General features: G+C 67.7%; 17 protein-coding genes. 4 read left to right on the top strand and 13 right to left on the bottom strand.

Features of this window, described 5'->3' with window-relative positions; all coding sequences use genetic code 11:
* Window positions 1-3 precede the first annotated feature (3 nt).
* Window positions 4-942, bottom strand: coding sequence for a diacylglycerol kinase family protein (locus WDM91_05465; protein ID MEI9994019.1), 939 nt, complete (start codon window positions 940-942; stop codon window positions 4-6).
* Window positions 939-2,567, bottom strand: coding sequence for a glycerol-3-phosphate dehydrogenase/oxidase (locus WDM91_05460; protein ID MEI9994018.1), 1,629 nt, complete (start codon window positions 2,565-2,567; stop codon window positions 939-941). The genes WDM91_05465 and WDM91_05460 overlap by 4 nt, the downstream gene beginning before the upstream one ends.
* Before the next feature lie 79 nt (window positions 2,568-2,646).
* Here WDM91_05460 and WDM91_05455 point away from each other — a divergent pair, with 79 nt between their 5' ends.
* A complete protein-coding gene (locus WDM91_05455) occupies window positions 2,647-3,561 on the top strand; it encodes an alpha/beta hydrolase (GenBank protein ID MEI9994017.1) in 915 nt (304 codons plus the stop codon).
* A 129-nt stretch (window positions 3,562-3,690) separates the two neighbouring features.
* On the opposite strand, the gene rpmG is transcribed toward WDM91_05455, so the two are convergent.
* The 11 genes from rpmG to WDM91_05400 all read right to left on the bottom strand — a co-directional run bounded on the left by rpmG (window position 3,691) and on the right by WDM91_05400 (window position 16,442).
* The gene (rpmG, locus tag WDM91_05450) at window positions 3,691-3,858 is read right to left on the bottom strand and encodes a 50S ribosomal protein L33 (protein ID MEI9994016.1); all 168 of its coding nucleotides are present in this window, start codon (window positions 3,856-3,858) and stop codon (window positions 3,691-3,693) included.
* Between the two features lie 60 nt (window positions 3,859-3,918).
* Complete coding sequence (locus WDM91_05445; GenBank protein ID MEI9994015.1) at window positions 3,919-5,067, bottom strand: MFS transporter; 1,149 nt, start codon at window positions 5,065-5,067, stop codon at window positions 3,919-3,921.
* Entirely contained in the window at window positions 5,067-5,765 is a 699-nt protein-coding gene (locus WDM91_05440; protein ID MEI9994014.1) for a hypothetical protein, read from the bottom strand. The genes WDM91_05445 and WDM91_05440 overlap by 1 nt, the downstream gene beginning before the upstream one ends.
* Window positions 5,766-5,837: 72 nt before the next feature.
* The gene (gene rnr, locus WDM91_05435) at window positions 5,838-8,051 is read right to left on the bottom strand and encodes a ribonuclease R (GenBank protein MEI9994013.1); all 2,214 of its coding nucleotides are present in this window, start codon (window positions 8,049-8,051) and stop codon (window positions 5,838-5,840) included.
* A 3-nt stretch (window positions 8,052-8,054) separates the two neighbouring features.
* Window positions 8,055-10,694: a type I DNA topoisomerase gene (gene topA, locus WDM91_05430; protein MEI9994012.1), complete on the bottom strand. Its 2,640-nt coding sequence runs from the start codon at window positions 10,692-10,694 to the stop codon at window positions 8,055-8,057.
* 447 nt (window positions 10,695-11,141) lie between these two features.
* Window positions 11,142-12,242 carry a DNA-processing protein DprA gene (dprA, locus tag WDM91_05425; protein MEI9994011.1) on the bottom strand — a complete coding sequence of 367 codons (1,101 nt, stop codon included), beginning with the start codon at window positions 12,240-12,242 and terminating at the stop codon, window positions 11,142-11,144.
* Window positions 12,239-12,856 (bottom strand): glycerol-3-phosphate 1-O-acyltransferase PlsY, encoded by a 618-nt coding sequence (gene plsY, locus WDM91_05420; protein ID MEI9994010.1) that lies wholly within the window; start codon window positions 12,854-12,856, stop codon window positions 12,239-12,241. The genes dprA and plsY overlap by 4 nt, the downstream gene beginning before the upstream one ends.
* Window positions 12,857-13,103: 247 nt before the next feature.
* The gene (gene pyrC / locus WDM91_05415) at window positions 13,104-14,402 is read right to left on the bottom strand and encodes a dihydroorotase (protein ID MEI9994009.1); all 1,299 of its coding nucleotides are present in this window, start codon (window positions 14,400-14,402) and stop codon (window positions 13,104-13,106) included.
* Window positions 14,399-15,370 carry an aspartate carbamoyltransferase catalytic subunit gene (locus tag WDM91_05410; protein MEI9994008.1) on the bottom strand — a complete coding sequence of 324 codons (972 nt, stop codon included), beginning with the start codon at window positions 15,368-15,370 and terminating at the stop codon, window positions 14,399-14,401. The genes pyrC and WDM91_05410 overlap by 4 nt, the downstream gene beginning before the upstream one ends.
* 77 nt (window positions 15,371-15,447) lie before the next feature.
* A complete protein-coding gene (ruvX, locus tag WDM91_05405; protein MEI9994007.1) occupies window positions 15,448-15,912 on the bottom strand; it encodes a Holliday junction resolvase RuvX in 465 nt (154 codons plus the stop codon).
* Window positions 15,913-16,073: 161 nt separating this feature from the next.
* A complete protein-coding gene (locus WDM91_05400) occupies window positions 16,074-16,442 on the bottom strand; it encodes a VOC family protein (GenBank protein ID MEI9994006.1) in 369 nt (122 codons plus the stop codon).
* 93 nt (window positions 16,443-16,535) lie between these two features.
* Here WDM91_05400 and gatC point away from each other — a divergent pair, with 93 nt between their 5' ends.
* From gatC to gatB, 3 genes are read left to right on the top strand one after another with little or no spacing between them, the layout of a single operon-like run.
* A complete protein-coding gene (gene gatC / locus WDM91_05395) occupies window positions 16,536-16,823 on the top strand; it encodes an Asp-tRNA(Asn)/Glu-tRNA(Gln) amidotransferase subunit GatC (GenBank protein ID MEI9994005.1) in 288 nt (95 codons plus the stop codon).
* The gene (gene gatA / locus WDM91_05390) at window positions 16,823-18,316 is read left to right on the top strand and encodes an Asp-tRNA(Asn)/Glu-tRNA(Gln) amidotransferase subunit GatA (protein MEI9994004.1); all 1,494 of its coding nucleotides are present in this window, start codon (window positions 16,823-16,825) and stop codon (window positions 18,314-18,316) included. Before gatC ends, gatA begins: the two co-directional genes overlap by 1 nt.
* Window positions 18,313-19,830 (top strand): Asp-tRNA(Asn)/Glu-tRNA(Gln) amidotransferase subunit GatB, encoded by a 1,518-nt coding sequence (gene gatB / locus WDM91_05385; GenBank protein MEI9994003.1) that lies wholly within the window; start codon window positions 18,313-18,315, stop codon window positions 19,828-19,830. The genes gatA and gatB overlap by 4 nt, the downstream gene beginning before the upstream one ends.
* Window positions 19,831-20,201 lie beyond the last annotated feature (371 nt).

Below are 20,201 nucleotides of genomic sequence, written 5' to 3'. Positions count from 1 at the left end.
GCGTCAGCATCGCAAATTGAGGGCCCGCGGCAGGATTTCGAAGGTCGCGGGCAGGCGGCCGACCGCTTCGCCGTCCGCCTCGATCAGGACCGGCCGGCCCAGCGTCTCGGCCACCGGCGCGACGACGACCCGGCTGCCGCGCAGCACGCGGACATGCGGCTCGTGCACATGGTCGCCGCTATAGATCAGCTTCATCTTCGCCAGCGATTGTCCCTTGGGCGCGCCGCCCATGATCACCACGTCGAACAGCCCGTCGTCGATCCGCGCCTCCGGCGCCACCATCATGCCGCCGCCGAAATAGCGTCCATTGGCGACGGCGACGGTGGCGATCGTCGCGATCTCGTCATGCTGCCCGTCGACCAGGATGCGCAGCGGCAGGTTGCGGTAGCGCAGCATCGCCGCCGCGCTGTGGAAGGCGAAGGCGAACGGCCCGCCGAACAGCTTGGCGATCCGGGCCCGGTTCACCGAATCCACGATCACGCCGGACAGGCCGAAGGAGGCGATGTTGATGAAATGGCGCTCCGTCGGCGCGCCGCGCGCGGTCAGGCAGGATATCCGGCCTACGTCGCAGGGCCGGACCGCGGCGGTCTTCAGCCGCGCCACCGCCGCCTCGGCGCCGGCCTCGATCCCGAAGCTCTTGCGGAAATCCCCGCCCGTGCCGCTGGTGACGAACGCGAAGACCGCGTCGGGCGCGATCGCGCCCTGCGCGTCGAACATGCCGTTGACGGCTTCGCTGATCGTGCCGTCGCCGCCCACCGCGACGATCTCCTGATGGCCTTCGCACAGCGCCTGGCGCACCAGCGCGGCGGCCTCGCCGGGCGCACGCGTGAAGGCGACCGTCATCTGCGGATACACCGAGGCCAGCATGCGCGCGATGCTCGTCCAGCTGCGTCTCGTGCGTCCATTGCCGGAGCGCGGATTGACGACCACGAAGGCGCTCATGCCGCCTCGCGCGTCGCGAAGGCGGGCGCGAGGCCGGCGATCTCGCTTTGCTGCCGCTCCGCGCTCCAGCCGAGCTCGGCGGCCATGAGCTGCGCCACGGCGTCCAGCGTCTCGCGCGACGGCGCGCCGATCTGCCCGATGCAGGTCCGCCGCATCACCACGTCGGCCAGCGTCAGCGCCATTTCCTCGCGCATGGCGAACACGACCTGCGCCCCGATATCGCCCGCCGTGCCGATGGCGGCGCGCAGCTCCGGACGGTTGTTCGCCGCCGCCAGCATGTCGCCGAGCCGCGTCCCATACATATGTGCGAGATGCTCGATGGTGGGCAGGTCGCCATGTTCGGCGCGCTGGGCCCGCAGGAAATCGGCGAAGCGCCCGACATCGCCGCCCGCGGTCGGCTCCTCGTCGGTCTCGCAATCGGCGGCTCTCGCGCCCAGCTTCTCGACGATGGTATCGACGACACCCTGTGCCAGGTCGCGCGAGGTCGTCCACTTGCCGCCGATGGCCGAGAACAAGCCGTCCATGCCGTCGCTCGCGCCGTGATCGACCAGTTCCGCCCGCCGGCTCGCGCCATAGGTATCGCCCGAGCCGTCGTCGACCAGCGGTCGAAGACCGGCATAGAAATGCTCGACCTTGGCGCGCGTCAGCTTCGCGCCGGGCAGGTTCGCGTTGATGAAGGCGAAGAAGCCGTCGATATCCTTCTCGCTCACGCCCACCGCGTCCGGCGCGCTCCGGAACGCGGTATCGGTCGTGCCCAGCAGCGTGTGGCCGTGCCAGGGCAGCACGAAGAAATGCCCGCCGCCCGCCGCGACGGTCAGCGCGTTCGTCCGTGTCATCGCCGGCACCAGCACATGGATGCCCTTGGAGCGCAGCAGCTTGTGCGATGCCGGCTTGCCCAGCGCGCGTTCGAGGAAGATGTCCGCCCACGGTCCCGCCGCGACCAGCGTGACCTTGGCCCGGATGTCGAACCGCGCCCCGCCGAACACGTCGCGCACCGTGCAGCCTTGCACGCGCCCCTCGCGCACCATGATCGTCACCGCCTCGACATAGTTCGCGATGGCCGCGCCCTCCGCATCGGCCGCGATCAGGCATTCGAGCGCCAGACGTTCCGGCGCATACATCTGTGCGTCGTAATATTTGAACGCGCCCTCGAAGCCGGGCCCGTCCAGCACCGGCTCGGCCGCGATCGCCTTGCGCTTGTTCAGCCAGGAATGGTTCGGCAGCGCCTGGTCCGGATCGTCCAGCCAGCCCTTGTCGAAGGACAGGATGTCATACAGCGTCAATCCCGCGGCCAGCGTCGCGCGCGCCTTGAAGCCGCTATTGTAGAACGGCACGAGAAACGGCAGCGGATGGACGAGATGCGGCGCGATGCGCTGCCAGATGCGCCGCTCCTTCAGCGACTCCCGCACCAGGCCGAGCTCGAAATTGCGCAGATAGCGCAATCCGCCATGCACCAGCTTGGAATTGTGCGCGCTGGTGGCGTTTGCGAAATCGTTCTTCTCCACCAGCGCGACCGTCAGGCCGCGCAGCGCCGCGTCCCGCGCGACGCAGGCGCCGGTCACGCCGCCGCCCACGATCAGCAGGTCGAAGGTCTCGTTGGACAGTCGTTCGAGGGCGCGCCGCATGGGGTCAAACTCCGGCCCGCCCCGCCACTTGTCAAGGAAGCCCGCGCCGTTAAGCTTGCCGAAAAATGGGGAGCAAATCATGGCCCGGATCCGCGCCAACGGCATCGAGCTCGAATACGCCGACACGGGGCCGCGGGAGGGCGTTCCGCTCCTTTTCATCAGCGGCTTCGGCAGCCAGCTGACCGCCTGGCCGGAGCAATTCCACGAAGGTCTCGAAGCCGCCGGCCTGCGCGTCATCCGCTTCGACAACCGCGACGTCGGGCTCAGCCAGAAATGGCATGGCATCCTGCCCGACCTGCGCGCGGTGGGGCAGGCGATGCGCGAGGGCCGCAAGCCCGACGTGCCCTATGCGCTGAGCGACATGGCGGCGGACGCCGCCGCGCTGCTCGGCGCGCTGGGCATCGAGAGCGCCCATATCGCGGGCGCCTCGATGGGCGGGATGATCGCGCAACTCGTCGCGCTCGAGCATCCGGCCCAGGCGCGCTCGCTGATCTCGATCTTCTCCACCACCTCCGACCCGTCGCTGCCGCCGTCGACGCCCGAAGCGCTGGCCGCGCTGACGACTCCGGCGCCCGCGACCGACCGCGAGACGGTCATCGCCCATTCGCTCAAGGGCCGCCGCGCCTATGCCTCGACCGCCTGGCCGTTCGACGAGGATCGCCTGGGCAAGCTCGCCGGCTTCAACTACGACCGCAGCTTCTATCCCGAGGGCAGTGCCCGCCAATACGCCGCGATCGGCGCCAGCGCGCCGCGCACCGAACGGCTGAAGTCCTTGACGCTGCCCGCGCTCGTCCTGCACGGCACGGCGGACACGCTGATCCCGGTCGCGGCGGGCCGGCACACGGCGCAAAGCATTCCGGGGGCGGAGTATCGCGAGATCGAAGGCTGGGGCCACGACATGCCGCTGCCGGTGATCCCGATCGTGGTCGGGTTCATGACCGATTTCATCGCGCGGGTGGAAGCGGTGCGCGGCGTGAAGGCGGCCGCGGAGTAGTGCGTGCTTCGAGGCTCCGCCTTCGGCGGAGCACTTCAGCAGGACGAGAGCGGAAAATAATCGCGACCGAAAACCATCGTCATGCCGAGGTGCCCGGCGAAGCCGGGCCTCCAAGCACGACGACTCGAATTACTTGATCTTGCCTTCGTTGAACTCGACATGCTTGCGCAGGACCGGATCGTATTTCCGGATCTTGAACTTCTCGGTCATCGTGCGCGTGTTCTTCTTCGTCACGTAGTAGAACCCCGTGCCGCCGCCCGAGTTGAGCTTGATCTTTGCCGTGGTGGGCTTCGCCATGGGGCGGACTCCTGAAAACCTGTTCGAAGGGCCGGGAATTTAGCTTTCGCGGGGCCAAAGTCAAGCCGCGCGCGCTCGCCTAAACCCCAGGAATCCCACATAAATCAGGCTGATCGCCGCGAGGACCACCATCAGCCCGTGCGGATTCCACGCATCCAGCGCGACTCCCTCCACCGGCGGCCCGCTCAGCAAGCCGACCGCGTAGAGCATCACATAGGCGGCATTGGCGCTCGCCAGCTCCGGCCCCTTGAAGCGCTCGCCGACCAGGGTCAGGCCGACCGTGTAGACCCCCATGATCAGGCCGCCCCACAGGAACAGCAGAACATAGGTCGCGGCCGGCATCCCGATCACGAACGGCGTCAGCACCGCGCCGAAGATCCCGGCGGCGCTGCAGACGATCAACAGGGTACGCCGGTCGAAACGGTCGGCCAGCATGCCGAGCGGATACTGGAACGCCATGCTGCCCAGGGACGAGGCCGTGATCGCCAGCGCGGCATGTGCCTCGCTGAAGCCCGAGCGCACGGCGTAGACCGGAAACAGCCCGAACAGCCCGGCATCGAGCATGCCGAACACCAGGGCGGCCGACAGGATGGCCGGCGCGGCGCGCAGCGCGCCGAACACGCCCGCGCCCTTCTCCTCCTCCAGCCGCGGCGCCGCCTTGCGGGCGATGAGAACCGGCACGATGGCCAGCAGCAGCATCGCCGATCCCGCGGCGAACGGCGCGATGCCGCGCGTGCCCATGACATAGAGGATCGCCGGTCCGATCCCGAACCCGCCCGAAATCGCGATGCCGTAGAGCGCGACATAGCGGCCGCGGCTGCGCTCGTCGGCCAGCTGGTTGATCCAGAATTCCGACGCCACGAACAAGCCGTTCAGCCCAACGCTCAAGATGAAACGCAGCGGAAACCACAGCCATAGTGCGGGCGCGAGATAGAGCCCGAGCAGCGCCGCCGACGAAACCACCAGCGAGGCGCAGAGATAGGGCGCGGTGCCGAAGCGGCGGATCAGCCGCGGCACGTTCGGCGTGATGGCGAAGGCCGCCAGGCCGGCGGTCGCGAGGTTCAGTCCGTTCACGCTGCCGGGAAACCCACGCCGCTCCAGGATCAGCGACAGCAGCGGCAGGGTCAGCCCGATGCCGAGCGCGAACGCCGTGCAGGTCGACAAGATGGCGACCAGCCCCAACCGCTTCTCGCGCTCCGACACCTCCATCAGAGATGCACGCGCGAGGCTTTGCCGCGCGTATAGCGGTAGAACGGCACGGGCCGGTCGTGCTCGCCGCCGATCCGCGCCTCGATCTCGTCCAGCACGGTGCGGGTGATGCTCGGCAAGTCGAGTGCGCGCGCTTCCGCTATGGTGAGCCAGGTGGGCGTCAGCAATTCTTCGGTCTCCGCGCCGTCGAGCTGGTGCCCGATCGCGCCGGCATCGGCCATGAAGAAGCGGGCATCGAAACGCCGCGTGCGGTTGGGCGGCGTCACCGCGCGCGCGATCATCTCCAGCGCGTCGAGCCGCGGCATGATCTTGTGCGCAAAGAACTTCTTCCACGCCGGCGCACGGGTGCGCGGCATCTTTTCGGCGCGCTCGCCCAGCAGGATGCCGGTCTCCTCGAAGGTCTCGCGGATCGCCGCCAGCGCCAGGCCGCGCGCGCGCACCGGCCCGATCCCCAGTCCGGCCCGCGCCGCGACCTCGGGCTTGAGTTCGCTCGCGATGGCGATGCGCATGTCGCCGGGATCGAGGCGCCCGCCGGGGAAGACGAATTTGTTGGCCATGAACGCCATATCGCCGTGACGCTGTCCCATCAGGATCCGCGCGCCGCCGCTCCCGCGCCGCACCAGCACCAGCGTCGCCGCATCCTTGGGACGCAGCACCCGCTCGATGAGCTGCTCGTTGTCGGAATCGAAGACGGACATGAGGAGAGTTTACGGCACTTCGCTCAGATGTCATGGCCCGCGAATGCGAGCCATGACAACCACGTGCGGAACCTACCGCCGCCCGCGCTTCGGCCGCGTCTGCGTCTTGACGCGCGGCTTGTTTCCCCCCGGTGGCGCTTCGGCAAGATCGAAGCGCAGTCCGCCGGTCAGTGGCGCCGCCTCCGCCAGCCGCACCGCGACGATGTCGCCGAGCTTATAGGCCGTGCGCGTCCTGTCGCCGACCAGCGCATGCGCCTTCTCGTCATGCTTGAAGAATTCGGTGCCCAGCGCCCGCACCGGCAGAAGTCCCTCCGCGCCGCTCTCGGCCAGCCGCACGAACAAGCCGAAGCGCGTGACGCCCGTGATCCGCGCATCGAAGATCGCGCCGACGCGATCCTCCATATAGGCGGCGACATAGCGGTCGGTGGAATCGCGCTCCGCCGCCATGGCGCGGCGCTCGGTCATCGAGATGTGCTCGGCGATCTCGCCCAGGCGGCCCATCTCGCGGTCGGTCAGCCCGTCGTCGCCGAAATGGTGCGCCCGCACCAGCGCGCGATGCACGACCAGGTCGGCATAGCGCCGGATCGGCGAGGTGAAATGCGCATAGCGCGCCAGGTTCAGGCCGAAATGCCCGACATTGACCGGCGCATAGACCGCCTGCGCCTGGGTGCGCAGCACGACGTCGTTCATCACCGCCTCATGCGCGCCGCCCTTGGCCTGGCCGAGGATGCGGTTGAACACGCCGGGCTTGAGCACCTGGCCCTTGGCGAAATTGATCCCGATGGTGCGCAGGAAATCGCCGAACCCGAACAGCTTCTCCTTCGAGGGCTGCTCGTGCACCCGGTAGATCAGCGGCGTCTTCTTCTGTTCGAGGGCTTCCGCCGCCGCGACATTGGCGAGCACCATGAACTCTTCGATCAGCTTCATCGATTCCAGCCGCTCGCGATAGGCGATGGAGGCCACCTTGCCGTCGGCGCCCAGGATGATCCGCCGTTCGGGCAGGTCGAGGTCGAGCGGATCGCGCTGCCGGCGCTCCTGCGTCAGAACCTGGTAGCAGTCCCAGACATCCTTCAGCGTCGCCTTCGCGACGGCGGACATGTCCGGATCCGGCTTGCCGTCGAACGCCAGCTGGGCCCGGCGATAGGTCAGCCGCGCCGCCGACCGCATCACGCCGCGAAGGAACTCATGCCGCCGCTTCTTTCCGCTCTTGTCGAACACCATGCGCACCGCCAGGCAGGCGCGGTCGACGCCTTCCTTCAGCGAGCACAGATCGGCCGACAGATGTTCGGGCAGCATCGGGACGACGCGGTCGGGAAAATAGGCCGAGTTGCCGCGCTTGTAGGCCTCGCGGTCGAGCGCCGAGCCGGGCGTCACGTAATGCGCGACGTCGGCGATCGCGACCAGGGCGACATAGCCGCCGGGATTCTTGGGATCGTCGTCCGGCCCGGCCCACACCGCGTCGTCGTGATCGCGCGCATCGTCGGGATCGATGGTGAGCAGCGGGATGGCGCGCAGGTCGGTGCGGCCGCGCAGTTCCGGCGGCGCCGCCCGCTCCGCCTCCTCGACGACTTCCTTGGGAAACTCGGTCGGGATGCCATGCGCGTGGATCGCGATCAGGCTCACCGTCCGGGGCGCGTTCATGCTGCCCAGCCGCTCGACCACCTTGGCGCGCGGGAAGCCCTGGGCGCGGCCGGCCAGCGGCTCGGCGACGACGAGCTCGTTGTTCTCCGCCCCGCCGCGGTCGCGCTCGTCGACCGCGAACTCGGTGCGGCTCTTGCGGTCGATCGGCGCCAGCCGCAAGCCGCTCGGCGTCGCGGTCAGCACGCCCAGCACCTTGTGCGCGCTGGCGCCCAGCCGCTTGATGACGCGCGCTTCATAGCCGCCGTCCTCGCGCGTCAGTCGCGCCAGCACGCGCTCGCCGCGGCCCAGCGCCGCTCCGCTCGCATTGCGCTCCGGCACCACGATGATGCGCGGCGGCTCGTCGTTCGAGTCCCATTTCTGTGGTCGCGCCAGCAATTCGCCGTCGGCGTCCTGGCCGGTGATCTCGAGCACCGTCACGTCGGGGATGGCGCCCGGCGGGGCATAGCCGCGCCGCCGGTTGCCCGCGATGGAGCCGTCCTCCTCGAGCTCCTTGAGGATGCGCTTGAGCGCGATGCGATCGGAACCCTTGACGCCCAGCACGCGCGCCAGGTCGCGCTTGGTCGCGTTCGGCGTCGCGCTCAAAAGCTCAAGCACGCGCGCCTTGTCGAGACGAGGCGCGTTGGAGGACTGTGGTTTCTTCGCCAAGGTCTACTCGCCGGCCACCGGTTCGGGCTTCTTCTTTGCCGCCGGCTTCTTCTTGGGCGCGGCCGCGGCTTTCTCGGTCTTTGGCTCGCTCTTCGCCTTCGCGGCCTTCTTCGGCTTTGCCGCCGCTTTTGCCTTGGGCGCCTTCTTCTTTTTTCCGCCGCCCTTGGCCGCGCGATCGGCGATCAGCGCCAGCGCCTGCTCCAGCGTGATGGCCTCGGCATTGTCCGCGTCCGGCACCGTCGCATTGACCGAGCCGTCGGTGACGTAGGGTCCATAGCGGCCCTTCATCAGCTTGATCGGCGTGCCTGACGGGTCGGCGCCCAGCTCCTTGAGCGCCTGCGGCCCGCGCCGGCCGCGCGGATTGTTCTTCTTCTCGGCGATCAGGTCGACCGCGCGGTTGAGCCCGACGGTGAAGACGTCCTCCGCCGATTCCAGCGAGGCATAGGTCCCGTCGCTCGCCACATAGGGCCCGAAGCGTCCGAAATTCGCGGTGATCGGCTTGCCGGTCTCGGGATGGATGCCGACTTCGCGCGGCAGCGCCAAAAGCTTGCGCGCATAGTCGAGATCGACGGTCTCCATGTCGGTCCCCTTGGGGATGCCCGAGCGCTTGGGCTTCTCGCCCTCGCCGAGCTGGACATAGGGTCCGAAGCGGCCGCTGCGCAGCGAGATCTTCTCGCCCGTCGCCGGATCCTCGCCCAGCTCGCGCGGCTGCTGCGCCGCGGCGTCGGCATTGTTCTGGCCGAGCTGCCGCGTGAAGCGGCATTCGGGATAGTTCGAGCAGCCGACGAACGCGCCGAAGCGGCCCAGCTTCAGGCTCAGCTCGCCCTTGCCGCAGGTCGGGCAGACGCGCGGGTTCGAGCCGTCGGCATTGGCGGGGAAGATGTGCGGCCCCAGGATGTCGTTCATCGCATCGATGACGTGGCTGATCTTGAGGTCTTTGGTCCCGCCGACCGCCGCCGAGAAGTCGCGCCAGAAGTCGCGCAGCAGCTGCTTCCAGTTCAGCTTGCCGTCGGAGACCTCGTCGAGCTGTTCCTCGAGATCGGCGGTGAAGCCGTACTCGACATAGCGCGGGAAATACTGCTCCAGGAACACCGTGACGAGCCGGCCCTTGTCGTCGGGCGTGAAGCGCCCGCGGTCCAGCCGCACATAGTTGCGGTCGCGCAGCACCGAGAGGATCGAGGCATAGGTGGACGGCCGGCCGATGCCGAGCTCCTCCAGCTTGCGCACCAGGCTCGCCTCGGAATAGCGCGGCGGCGGTTCGGTGAAGTGCTGCGCCGGCGCGACGTTCTCGACCTTCGCGGCCTCGCCCGCCACGACCTTGGGCAGGCGCGAACCGTCTTCGTCGGACTCGTCGTCCTTGCCTTCCTGGTAGAGGGTCAGGAAGCCGTCGAACAGCGTCACCGTGCCGGTGGCGCGCAGCACGATCTTCTTGTCGACGCTGGCCACGTCCACCGTGGTGCGCTCGAGCTCGGCGCTCTCCATCTGGCTCGCGATGGCGCGCTTCCAGATCAGCTCGTAGAGCTTCGCCGCGTCGGCGTCGATGTACCTGGAAACCTCTTCCGGCGTGCGCTCGAACAGCGTCGGGCGGATCGCCTCATGCGCTTCCTGTGCGTTCTTGGCCTTTGAGGTGTAAAGCCGCGGCGCGCCCGGGACGTATTTCTGGCCGTAGCGCGAGCCGATCACCGACCGCGCTTCCGTCACGGCCTCCGGCACCATGGTGATGCCGTCGGTCCGCATATAGGTGATGAGACCCACGGTCTCGCCGCCGACATCGGCGCCTTCATAAAGGCTCTGCGCGATCTGCATCGTACGCTTGGCGCCGAAGCCGAGCTTGCGCGAGGCTTCCTGCTGCAGCGTCGAGGTGATGAAGGGCGGGGCAGGGTGCCGCTTGACCGGCTTGCTCTCGACGCTCTCGATCGCAAAGCGCTGCGCGTTGATCGCCGCGACCGCCGCCGAGGCCTCGGCTTCGGTCTTGAGCGAGAGCTTGTCGAGCTTCTCGCCGTTCAGCGTGGTAAGCCGCGCCTTGAACCCGCCATTCGGCACGCTCACATCGGCGTCGATGCTCCAATATTCCTGGGCCCGGAAGGCCTCGATCTCGATCTCGCGGTCGACCACCAGCCGGAGCGCGACCGACTGCACCCGTCCCGCCGAGCGGGCGCCGGGCAGCTTGCGCCAGAGCACCGGCGACAGGGTGAAGCCGACCAGGTAATCGAGCGCACGGCGCGCCATATAGGCGTCGACCAGCTCTTCGTTGATCTGCCGCGGATGGGCGATCGCCTCGAGGATCGCGGACTTGGTCACCGCGTTGAACGCGACCCGCTCGATCTTGACGTGCCCCAGCGCCTTGCGCTGCTTGAGGACCTCCAGCACATGCCAGGAGATCGCCTCGCCCTCGCGGTCCGGATCGGTGGCGAGGATCAGCTTGTCGGCGCCCTTCACGGCGTCGGCGATGTCCTTGATCCGCTTGGCGGCGCGCTCGTCGACTTCCCAGATCATCGAGAAATCGTCGTCCGGCTTGACCGAGCCGTCCTTGGAGGGGAGATCGCGGATATGCCCGAAGCTGGCCAGGACCTTGTAGTCCGAGCCGAGATACTTGTTGATCGATTTGACCTTGCCGGGGGATTCGACGACGACGACGTTCATGCGGGTTGGGATACTCTATCCAAGGTTCCGGCGCGGCATGGCGGTCTGCCGGCTCTCGAAAACGCGCCAAACCGGGAACAGACCCGGGCAGGCGGCGGGACCTTGATAGGACGAAGCGATGAGTGTCAACGCCGGATCGCTGCTTCGGCCGCCACTAATGGTTGTATAATATCGATCGATGGCCGTATGTTTAACCCTAGGTTGCAAATCTGCAATGACCGTTCTAGCCTTCCTTTCGCTCAGGGATCGCTCAAGGCCAATGGCTTCCTATGCTCGCGCCGGCCGGAATATGACAGGCGTCCCCCTGTCCCCTCTGACCCCCGCGGAAACCGCGCAGTATACGCGTGATCTCCTTGAATCCCTTCGGAAAATCGCATTGGGACAGGGGCAGGGCGTGCTCGCCCATCTGCTGAGTCTTGCCGCCATGGAGGCCAAACATCTGGCCGATCAGGCCCAGGAAACCTGATTGCCCGGATGCCGGGCGATTCGGCCCGCGAGTTCCAGTTCGAGCAAAATAATCTGGACGGCCCCCGGCGGCGCGGCGCAAAGCCGGACGATTTCGTCGACCGGAACCGGGGCCGGGCCCAGCGCCTCCTCGACTTGGCCGCGCAGCCGGTCGGCCTCCGCGTCGTCCGATAGGACGGGCGGAACGGGCCCGTCGCGGCCCGGCTCGCGGAAATCATGTCCCAGCATCGGCCGCAGCGCCGCCAGCACGTCGTCGGCGCTCTCGGTCAGCGTCGCGCCCTCGCGGATCAGCCGGTTGGTGCCGCGCGCCCGCGGATCGAGCGGCGAGCCCGGCACCGCGAAGATCTCGCGGTTCTGCTCCAGCGCATAATTCGCCGTGATCAGCGAGCCGGATCCTTCTGCCGCCTCGACCACCACGACGCCGCGCGACAGGCCGGAGATTATGCGGTTGCGCCGCGGGAAGTGCCGTGCCTGCGGCGCCTGGCCGAGCGGCATCTCCGACACGATGCAGCCTTGGGTGCGGATGCGCTCGTAGAGCGCGGCGTTTTCCGGCGGATAGATATTGTCGACGCCGCCCGCCACGACGGCACAGGTGCCGCGGTTCAGCGCGCCCTCATGCGCTGCCGCGTCGATCCCGCGCGCCAGACCGGACACGACGACCAGCCCGCCTTCGGCGAGATCGTGCGCCAGCGTGTTCGCGAGTTTGCGTCCCAGCGCCGAAGCGTTGCGCGCGCCCACCACCGCGATCATCTCGCGCTCCAGCAGTGTCGCATGTCCCAGCACGGACAGCAGCGGCGGCACCGGCTCGGCGGCGCGCAGCCCGCGGGGGAACGCCGCTTCGCAACTCGCGATCATCCGTCCGCCCAGCTTCGCCAGCGCCGCGATCTCGCGCGCGGCCTCGTCGTCGCCGGGAATACGCAGCGTATCGCCGCCGCCGCGCTTGACCAGGCGCGGCACCTCCTTCAGCGCCGCGCTCGCGCTTCCGAAGCGCGCGACAAGCTGCGCGAATGTGACCGGCCCCACATTCTGGGTGCGCGCCAGGCGCAGCCAGGCGCGGCGTTCGGAGTCGGAAAGGGCCGTCACGAGGTCGCGGGGCTCTTTCTGCCACCGATACGCGGCTCCTCGCCGCGCAACAGGCGGCGGATGTTTTCGTGATGTATGACGATGACGAGCACCGCGAGCGCCACGGTCAGCACCGTTTCATGCAGGCGGTGGAACAGGAACATGTAGATCGGCGTGACGACGGCCGCGACCAGCGCCGACAGCGAGGAGATGCGGGACAGCGCCAGCACCGCGCCCCAGCTCGCAAAGCCCAGCAAGGCGATCGGCCAGTAGATCGCCAGCAGGATGCCGAGCGACACCGCCACGCCCTTGCCGCCCTTGAAGCCCAGCCAGACCGGAAAGAGATGGCCGAGGAATGCGCCCAGCGCTGCCAACAGCGCTGCATCCAAGCCCCAGTAGTGCTGCGCGATCAGCACCGGCGCCGCGCCCTTCAGCGCGTCGAACAGCAACGTCAGCGCCGCCGCCGCATAATTGCCGGTGCGCAGCACATTGGTCGCCCCGATGCTGCCGGAGCCGATCTTGCGCACGTCGCCGGCACCGAGGAGCTGCGCGAAGATCAGCCCGAACGGCACCGAGCCGAACAGGTATCCGATGGCGGCCGCGGGCAGCATGGAGGACAAGGTCAATTCGGGCATCGGTTTCCTGCCTGCGAGGACATAGCGCACATTACGTCACTCCGGCGGCTTCGGGAATGCGCGACGATTTCCCTTTTCCTCCCTCGAGGTTACGACGGAGATGCCGGGCGAAGCGAGGCGGAGGGGGCCGCGCCGAACGTTCACCAGCGCGGCTGGTGATATTTCCGCGCGGCCCCTTCCGTCGCGCCGCTGCGCGGCGCGCCACCTCCCCCGTAACCACGAGGGAGGATAAAGGGAGAGCCGCTTGCTACTGCGCCCGCCGATTGAACACGCAAACCCCGCCCACGAACGTCTTCACCGCCCGCCCGTGGAATCGCCGCCCCTCGAACGGCGTGTTCTGCGCCCGCGAGCGCAGATCGCCATGCCGCAGCGTGAAGGGCTCGTCCGGATCGATCAGCACCAGGTCCGCCGGCGCACCCTTGGCCAGGGTCCCGGCGTTCAACCCCAGCAGCTTCGCCGGCGTCGCCGTCAACGCTTTGAGCAGATGACTCAGATGCGCCCGTCCGTCGTGGTGCAGCCCCAGCGCCACCGGCAGCAGCGTCTCCAGCCCCACGGCCCCGAACGCGGCCTGCGCGAAGGTCTGCCGCTTGGTGTCGGCGGCCTGCGGATCGTGGCTCGAGACGATCACGTCGATCAGCCCCGACGCCACGCCTTCGACCATCGCGGCCCGGTCGGCCTCCGAGCGCAGCGGCGGCTTGACCTTCACGAAGGTGCGGTAGGAACCGATGTCGAGCTCGTTGAGCGCCAGATGATGCGCCGCGACCCCGCAGGTCACGGCCACGCCGCGCCCCTTGGCCGCGGCGATGATGTCCAGCGCGGCGAGGGTCGAGATCTGGCCGAAGTGGTAGCGCGCCCCCGTCATCTCGACGAGCCTGATGTCGCGCTCGACGATGATCGCCTCGGCCGCGGCGGGCGCCGCGGGCAGGCCCAGCCGCATGGCGAACTCGCCCTCGGTCGCGGCGGCGCCCTCTGTGAGGTCGGGATCCTCCGCATGGCCCACGATCAGCGCGCCGAAGGTCGAGGCATAGGCGAGCGCCCGGCGCAGCACGCGGGTATTCGCGATGGTGCGGTCGCCGTCGGTGAAGGCCACCGCGCCCGCTTCCTGCAGCAGGCCGATCTCGGTCATAACCTGGCCGTGCAGGCCCTTGGTCAGCGCCGCCATCGGCGCGACGCGGACCTTCGCGGTGCCTGCGGCGCGGCGCAGGATGAAGTCGACCAGCGAAGGCTCGTCGATCACCGGATCGGTGTTGGGCATCACCACGATGGTCGTGATCCCGCCCGCCAGCGCCGCATGGCTCGCCGATTCCAGTGTCTCGCGATACTCGGTCCCCGGCTCGCCGGTGAACACCCGCGCGTCGATCAGGCCCGGCGCCAGCACCAGGCCCTTGCAATCGATCACTTCGGGGTCGTTGGGCTCGGCGTCGTTGAACAGGCGCGGCCCGATATCGGCGATGCGGCCGTTCTCGACCAGCAGCCCGCCCTTGACGTCGAGACCGCTCGCCGGATCGATCAGCCGCGCGTTGCGGAAGGCGGTCCTGCGGGTCATGGCGCGTTGCGTCCTTCGCGCGGCAGTCCGCGGGAGAGCGCGTCCAGCACCGCCATGCGGATCGCGACGCCCATCTCGACCTGTTCCTGGATCAGGCTGATCTCGATGTCGTCGGCGACGGCCGAGTCGATCTCGACGCCGCGGTTCATCGGCCCCGGATGCATCACCAGCGCGCCGGGCTTGGCCGCCTTCAGCTTCTCATGGTCCAGCCCGTAGAAGCGGAAATATTCCCGCGTCGAGGGCACGAAGGCGCCCGACATCCGCTCGAGCTGCAGCCGCAGCATCATCACGATGTCCGCGCCCTTCAGGCCCTGCGCCATGTCGTGGAAGATCTCGACGCCGAAGCGGTCGGCATCGCCGGGCAGCAGGGTGCGCGGCGCGACCAGCCGGACCCGGGCGCCCATCTTGAGCAGCAGGTGGATGTTCGAGCGCGCCACCCGCGAATGCAGGACGTCGCCGCAGATCGCCACGATCAGCCCTTCGAAGGTGCCGCGCCGCCGCCGTATCGTCAGCGCGTCGAGCAGCGCCTGGGTCGGATGCTCATGGCTGCCGTCGCCCGCATTGACCACGCAGCAATCGAGCTTGCGCGCCAGCAGCTCCGCCGCGCCGGAATCTTGGTGCCGCACCACCAGCATGTCGGGCCGCATCGCGTTCAGCGTCGTCGCGGTGTCGATCAGGGTCTCGCCCTTCGACACCGACGAGGTCTTGACGCTCATGTTCATGACGTCGGCGCCCAGCCGCTTGCCGGCGAGCTCGAACGAGCTCTGGGTGCGGGTCGAGGCTTCGAAGAACAGGTTGATGAGGGTGCGGCCCTTGAGCAGGTCCGTCTTCTTGCTGGCACTGCGGCTGAGCAGGACATAGCGCTCGGCCAGGTCGAGCAGCGCGGTGATCTCGTCCACCGATAGCGTTTCGATGCCAAGCAGATGGCTGGATTTGAGGAGAGGGTCGGCGGCGGCCGGGCTGGTCATCAAAGCGTGGGTATAGGCAAGGCGGAGGGAAGGGGCAAGGCACCCGACACAATTTCACCTCCCCGGAGGGAGGTGGATCACATCCGCCGCAACCGCTCCAGCGCCCCCTGGAGGATGTAGGCCGCCGCCATCTTGTCCACGACTTCGCCGCGCCGTTTGCGCGAGGCGTCGGCATCGAGCAGCGTCCGCGTCACCGCCGCGGTCGACAGCCGCTCGTCCCACAGAAGGACCGGCAGCGGCGAGCGTGCCGCGAAATTGCGCGCGAAGGCCCGCGCCGATTGCGCCGACGGCCCGTCGCTGCCGTCCATGTTGAGCGGCAGCCCGACGACAAGCCCGCCGGCGCCCTGCGCCGCGAGGATCGCCTCGAGCTTCGGCGCATCGGCGGAGAACTTCCCGCGCTTGAGCGTCTCCATCGGCGTCGCCACGGTGAGTCGCGTGTCGGACAGCGCAATGCCGATCGTCTTCTCGCCGAGGTCGAGCCCCAGCAGGCGCAGGCCCGTGGGAAGGGCGGTCTTCAATTCTTCGATCGAGACAACCGCCATCGTTTCACCTCCCCCTTGCGGGGAGGTCGAAAAATCGCGGAGCGATTTTTCGGGTGGGGGATCGCGCAGAACGCGCACAAATGGAGGGGCCGCCCCCCCACCCGGAGCGCTGACGCGCTCCGACCTTCCCGCAAGGGGGAGGTGAAGAAATAGTGTTCATCCTAAACACGCTGCCCGATCTCGATCCGGTTGCCCGCCGGATCGCGCACGAAGACGCGCGCCAGCCCCTCGGCGACGCTCTCTTCTTCGATCGTCACGCCTTGCGCCAGCACTGCTGCCTTCGCCGCGGCGAGGTCGGCGGTCAGGAAGCAAATATGGCGCTTGCTCCGCGGACTCGCCTCGGGGTCCACCCCGACATGCATCTGCAGCGCGCCGACCTGGAACCACGCGCCGCCGCGCGCTTTCAGCTCCGCCGGCTTCTCCAATTCGGGGAAGCCGAACACCTCGCGATAGAATGCCAGGCAGACGGTTTCCAGGGCACGCGGCACCGCGATCTGGACGTGGTCGATCCCGATGATACCGAGCGGCATGGCAGGACCTCGCTGGTTGCGGCCTTGTCTCGCTTGCCAGCCTGCCCCCCGGTTGCTAGCAAACAGGCTGATTTCCCAGATTTAGGCCGCCCCATGTCCGTGGACAAGGACACCGTTCGACGCATTGCCAAGCTGAGCCGCCTCGCGCTGCCCGAAGAGCGCTGCGAACCCATGGCCGCCGAGCTCGACGGCATCTTCAAATGGGTCGAGCAGCTCAATGAAGTGGATGTCGACGGCATCGCGCCGCTGACCAGCGTGGTCGCGCAGCGCCTGAAGATGCGCGACGACGTGGTGACCGAAGGCGGCGCGGCTGCCGCGCTGATGGCCAACGCGCCGGATGGCGAAGACGGCTTCTTCGTGGTTCCGAAGGTGGTCGAGTGATGTCCCTGCCGTCCAGCCTCACCGATTTCTCTCTCGCCCAGGCGCGCGACACCGTCCAGGCGAAGACGGTCTCATCCAAGGAGCTGACGGCCGCCTTCGTGAAGGCCGTCGCCGACGCCAAGCCGCTGAATGCCTTCGTGACCGAGACGCCGGAGAAGGCGCTTGCGATGGCGCAGGCCTCCGATGCGCGCATCGCCGCCGGCACGGCGCGTGCGCTCGAAGGCCTGCCGCTCGCGATCAAGGACCTCTTCTGCACCAAGGGCGTGCGCACCACCGCGGGCAGCAACATCCTGGGCAATTTCATCCCGCCCTATGAATCCACGGTCTCGCAGAATCTCTGGGACGCCGGCGCGGTGATGCTCGGCAAGACCAACATGGACGAGTTCGCGATGGGCTCGTCGAACGAGACCTCGGCCTTCGGTCCGGTGTTCAACCCCTGGCGCGCCCGCAACTCGAACGCCAACCTCGTGCCCGGCGGCTCGTCGGGCGGCTCGGCCGCGGCGGTCTCCGGCAATCTGTGTCTCGCCGCGACCGGCACCGACACCGGCGGCTCGATCCGCCAGCCCGCCGCCGTCACCGGAACGGTCGGCCTGAAGCCGACCTATGGCCGCTGCTCGCGCTACGGCATCGTCGCCTTCGCCTCCTCGCTCGACCAGGCCGGCCCGATGACCCGCACCGTCCGCGACGCCGCGATCCTGCTGAAGCACATGGCCAGCGTCGATCCGCGCGATTCGACCTCGGTGGACATTCCGGTTCCCGACTACGAGGCCGGCCTCGAATCCGGGGTGAAGGGCCTGCGCGTCGGCATTCCCAAGGAATACCGGATCGACGGCGCGCCGCCGGAGATCGAGGCGCTGTGGCAGAAGGGCGCCGAATGGCTGAAGGCCCAGGGCGCCGAGATCGTCGAGGTCTCGCTGCCCCACACCAGATACGCGCTCCCCACTTATTATATAGTGGCGCCGGCGGAAGCCTCCTCGAACCTCGCCCGCTATGACGGGGTCCGCTTCGGCCACCGCGCCAAGGGTGCCCGCGACATCACCGACCTCTATGAGAAGAGCCGGGCCGAGGGTTTCGGCAAGGAAGTCCAGCGCCGCATCCTGATCGGCACCTATGTGCTGTCGAGCGGCTATTACGACGCCTACTATGCAAGGGCCCAGAAGCTGCGCACCCTGATCCTGCGCGACTTCACGCAGGCCTATGAGAAATGCGACGTGCTGCTGACGCCCGCGACCCCGGGCCCGGCCTTCGGGGTGGGCGAGAAGACCGCCGATCCGGTGTCGATGTATCTCAACGACGTCTTCACCGTCACCGTGAACCTCGCCGGGCTGCCCGGCATCGCCGTCCCGGCCGGCCTCACCGCCGGCGGCCTGCCGCTCGGGCTGCAGCTCATCGGCAAGGCGTTCGACGAGGCGACCATCCTGCGCGCCGCGCGCGCCATCGAGATCGCGTCGGGCTTCGACGCCAAACCTGCAAAGTGGTGGAGCGCGGCATGAGCGCACCGGCGACGCGTTCGGCGAAGACGATCAAGGGCACGACCGGCGATTGGGAGATCGTGATCGGCATGGAGGTCCATGCCCAGATCCTCTCCGAATCCAAGCTGTTCTCCGGCGCCGCGACCGCGTTCGGGGCGGCGCCCAACAGCCAGGTCAGCTTCGTCGACGCCGGCATGCCCGGCATGCTGCCCGTCATCAACCGCAAATGCGTCGAGCAGGCGGTGCGCACCGGCCTCGGCCTCAAGGCGCAGATCAACCTGACCTCGGTGTTCGACCGGAAGAACTATTTCTATCCCGACCTGCCGCAGGGCTATCAGATCTCGCAGTACAAGAGCCCCATCGTCGGCGAGGGCGAGGTCACCATCGATCTCAAGGACGGCGAGAGCATCCCCGTCGGCATCGAGCGCCTGCACATGGAGCAGGATGCCGGCAAGAGCCTGCACGACCAGCATCCCGACCATTCCTATGTCGACCTCAACCGCTCCGGCGTGGCGCTGATGGAGATCGTGACCAAGCCGCATATGCGCTCGGCGGAGGAGGCCGCCGCCTTCCTGCGCAAGCTGCGCGCCATCGTGCGCTACCTGGGCACCTGCGACGGCAATATGGACGAAGGTTCCATGCGCGCCGACGTCAACGTCTCCGTCTGCCGCATCGGCGGCTATGAGAAGTTCCGCGCCACCGGCGACTTCAAGCATCTGGGCACGCGCTGCGAGATCAAGAACGTCAACTCGATGCGCTTCGTGGCGCTGGCCGTGGAGTACGAGGCCCGCCGTCAGGTCGATATCCTCGAGGACGGCGGCAGGATCGACCAGGAGACCCGGCTCTACGACTCGCGCGCCAACGAGACGCGCTCGATGCGCTCGAAGGAAGAAGCGCATGATTACCGCTATTTTCCCGATCCCGACCTGCTGCCGCTGGTCCTCGAACAGGCCTGGGTCGACGCGATCGCCGGATCCTTGCCCGAATTGCCCGATGAGAAGAAGGCGCGCCTGATAAAGGCGGGCCTTTCCGCCTATGACGCCTCGGTCCTGGTCGCCGAAAAGGAGAGTGCCGATTATTTCGAGGCGATGACGGCGGTCGGCGCCGAGCCCAAGGCCGCCGCCAACTGGCTCAACAACGAATATTTCGGCCGTCTCAACAAGGCGGGCCTTGGCGTCGCCGACGGTCCGGTCTCCGCGCAGGCCAACGCCGCCATCGTGAAGATGGTGGCGGCCAATACGATCTCCGGAAAGATCGCGAAGGATCTTCTCGACATCGTGTGGAGCGAAGGCGGCGATCCGGAACGCATCGTCGAGGCGCGCGGCCTCAAGCAGGTCACCGACACGTCGGCGATCGAGGCCGCGATCGATGCCGTGATCGCCGCGAACCCCGACAAGGTCGAAGAGGTGAAGGCGAAGCCGAAGCTCGCCGCGTGGTTCGTCGGTCAGGTGATGAAGCAGACGGGCGGAAAAGCGAATCCGGGCGTCGTCAACGCGCTCCTCAAGACGCGACTCGGATTGCCCGACGAGGGGTGATTCGCACAATTTCGCGAAATCCGACTCTCGCGGCGCAAAATCCGCAAGGATTGATCCGTATACAGAGTGATCAATCTAATGCAATGAAATCAAGGGTTTTGTGAACTTTGCGTGAAGTCGCGATTTTGCGCAAACCCCGCCCGTATTGCATTTGAAATTGCAACCCACTCATATTGCTTACGTTTTGGGGGTGATCTCGAATCATCCGACCCGAACGAAACGTTAGAGGAGTTGTTCTCATGCCAGCCAAGAAGAAAGCCAAGAAGGCCCCCGTCGCGAAGAAGAAGGCCAAGAAGGCGAAGAAGAAGAAGTAAGCTGTTCGCGGTTGCCGCCGCTTGACGCGGCGGGCAGACAACCGACGATCATATTCT

This window comes from Rhizomicrobium sp. (assembly GCA_037200385.1).
Lineage (GTDB): Bacteria > Pseudomonadota > Alphaproteobacteria > Micropepsales > Micropepsaceae > Rhizomicrobium.
This window is presented reverse-complemented; position numbering and strand designations above follow the sequence as displayed.

Coding starts and splice junctions, on each gene's coding strand:
- plsY (MEI9994010.1), bottom strand. CDS start 12,856: ATGCCCGAATTGACCTTGTCCTCCATGCTGCCCGCGGCCGCCATCGGA.
- pyrC (MEI9994009.1), bottom strand. CDS start 14,402: ATGACCCGCAGGACCGCCTTCCGCAACGCGCGGCTGATCGATCCGGCG.
- WDM91_05465 (MEI9994019.1), bottom strand. CDS start 942: ATGAGCGCCTTCGTGGTCGTCAATCCGCGCTCCGGCAATGGACGCACG.
- WDM91_05440 (MEI9994014.1), bottom strand. CDS start 5,765: ATGTCCGTCTTCGATTCCGACAACGAGCAGCTCATCGAGCGGGTGCTG.
- WDM91_05455 (MEI9994017.1), top strand. CDS start 2,647: ATGGCCCGGATCCGCGCCAACGGCATCGAGCTCGAATACGCCGACACG.
- ruvX (MEI9994007.1), bottom strand. CDS start 15,912: ATGGCGGTTGTCTCGATCGAAGAATTGAAGACCGCCCTTCCCACGGGC.
- gatC (MEI9994005.1), top strand. CDS start 16,536: ATGTCCGTGGACAAGGACACCGTTCGACGCATTGCCAAGCTGAGCCGC.
- rpmG (MEI9994016.1), bottom strand. CDS start 3,858: ATGGCGAAGCCCACCACGGCAAAGATCAAGCTCAACTCGGGCGGCGGC.
- WDM91_05460 (MEI9994018.1), bottom strand. CDS start 2,567: ATGCGGCGCGCCCTCGAACGACTGTCCAACGAGACCTTCGACCTGCTG.
- topA (MEI9994012.1), bottom strand. CDS start 10,694: ATGAACGTCGTCGTCGTCGAATCCCCCGGCAAGGTCAAATCGATCAAC.
- WDM91_05445 (MEI9994015.1), bottom strand. CDS start 5,067: ATGGAGGTGTCGGAGCGCGAGAAGCGGTTGGGGCTGGTCGCCATCTTG.
- gatB (MEI9994003.1), top strand. CDS start 18,313: ATGAGCGCACCGGCGACGCGTTCGGCGAAGACGATCAAGGGCACGACC.
- gatA (MEI9994004.1), top strand. CDS start 16,823: ATGTCCCTGCCGTCCAGCCTCACCGATTTCTCTCTCGCCCAGGCGCGC.
- WDM91_05410 (MEI9994008.1), bottom strand. CDS start 15,370: ATGACCAGCCCGGCCGCCGCCGACCCTCTCCTCAAATCCAGCCATCTG.
- WDM91_05400 (MEI9994006.1), bottom strand. CDS start 16,442: ATGCCGCTCGGTATCATCGGGATCGACCACGTCCAGATCGCGGTGCCG.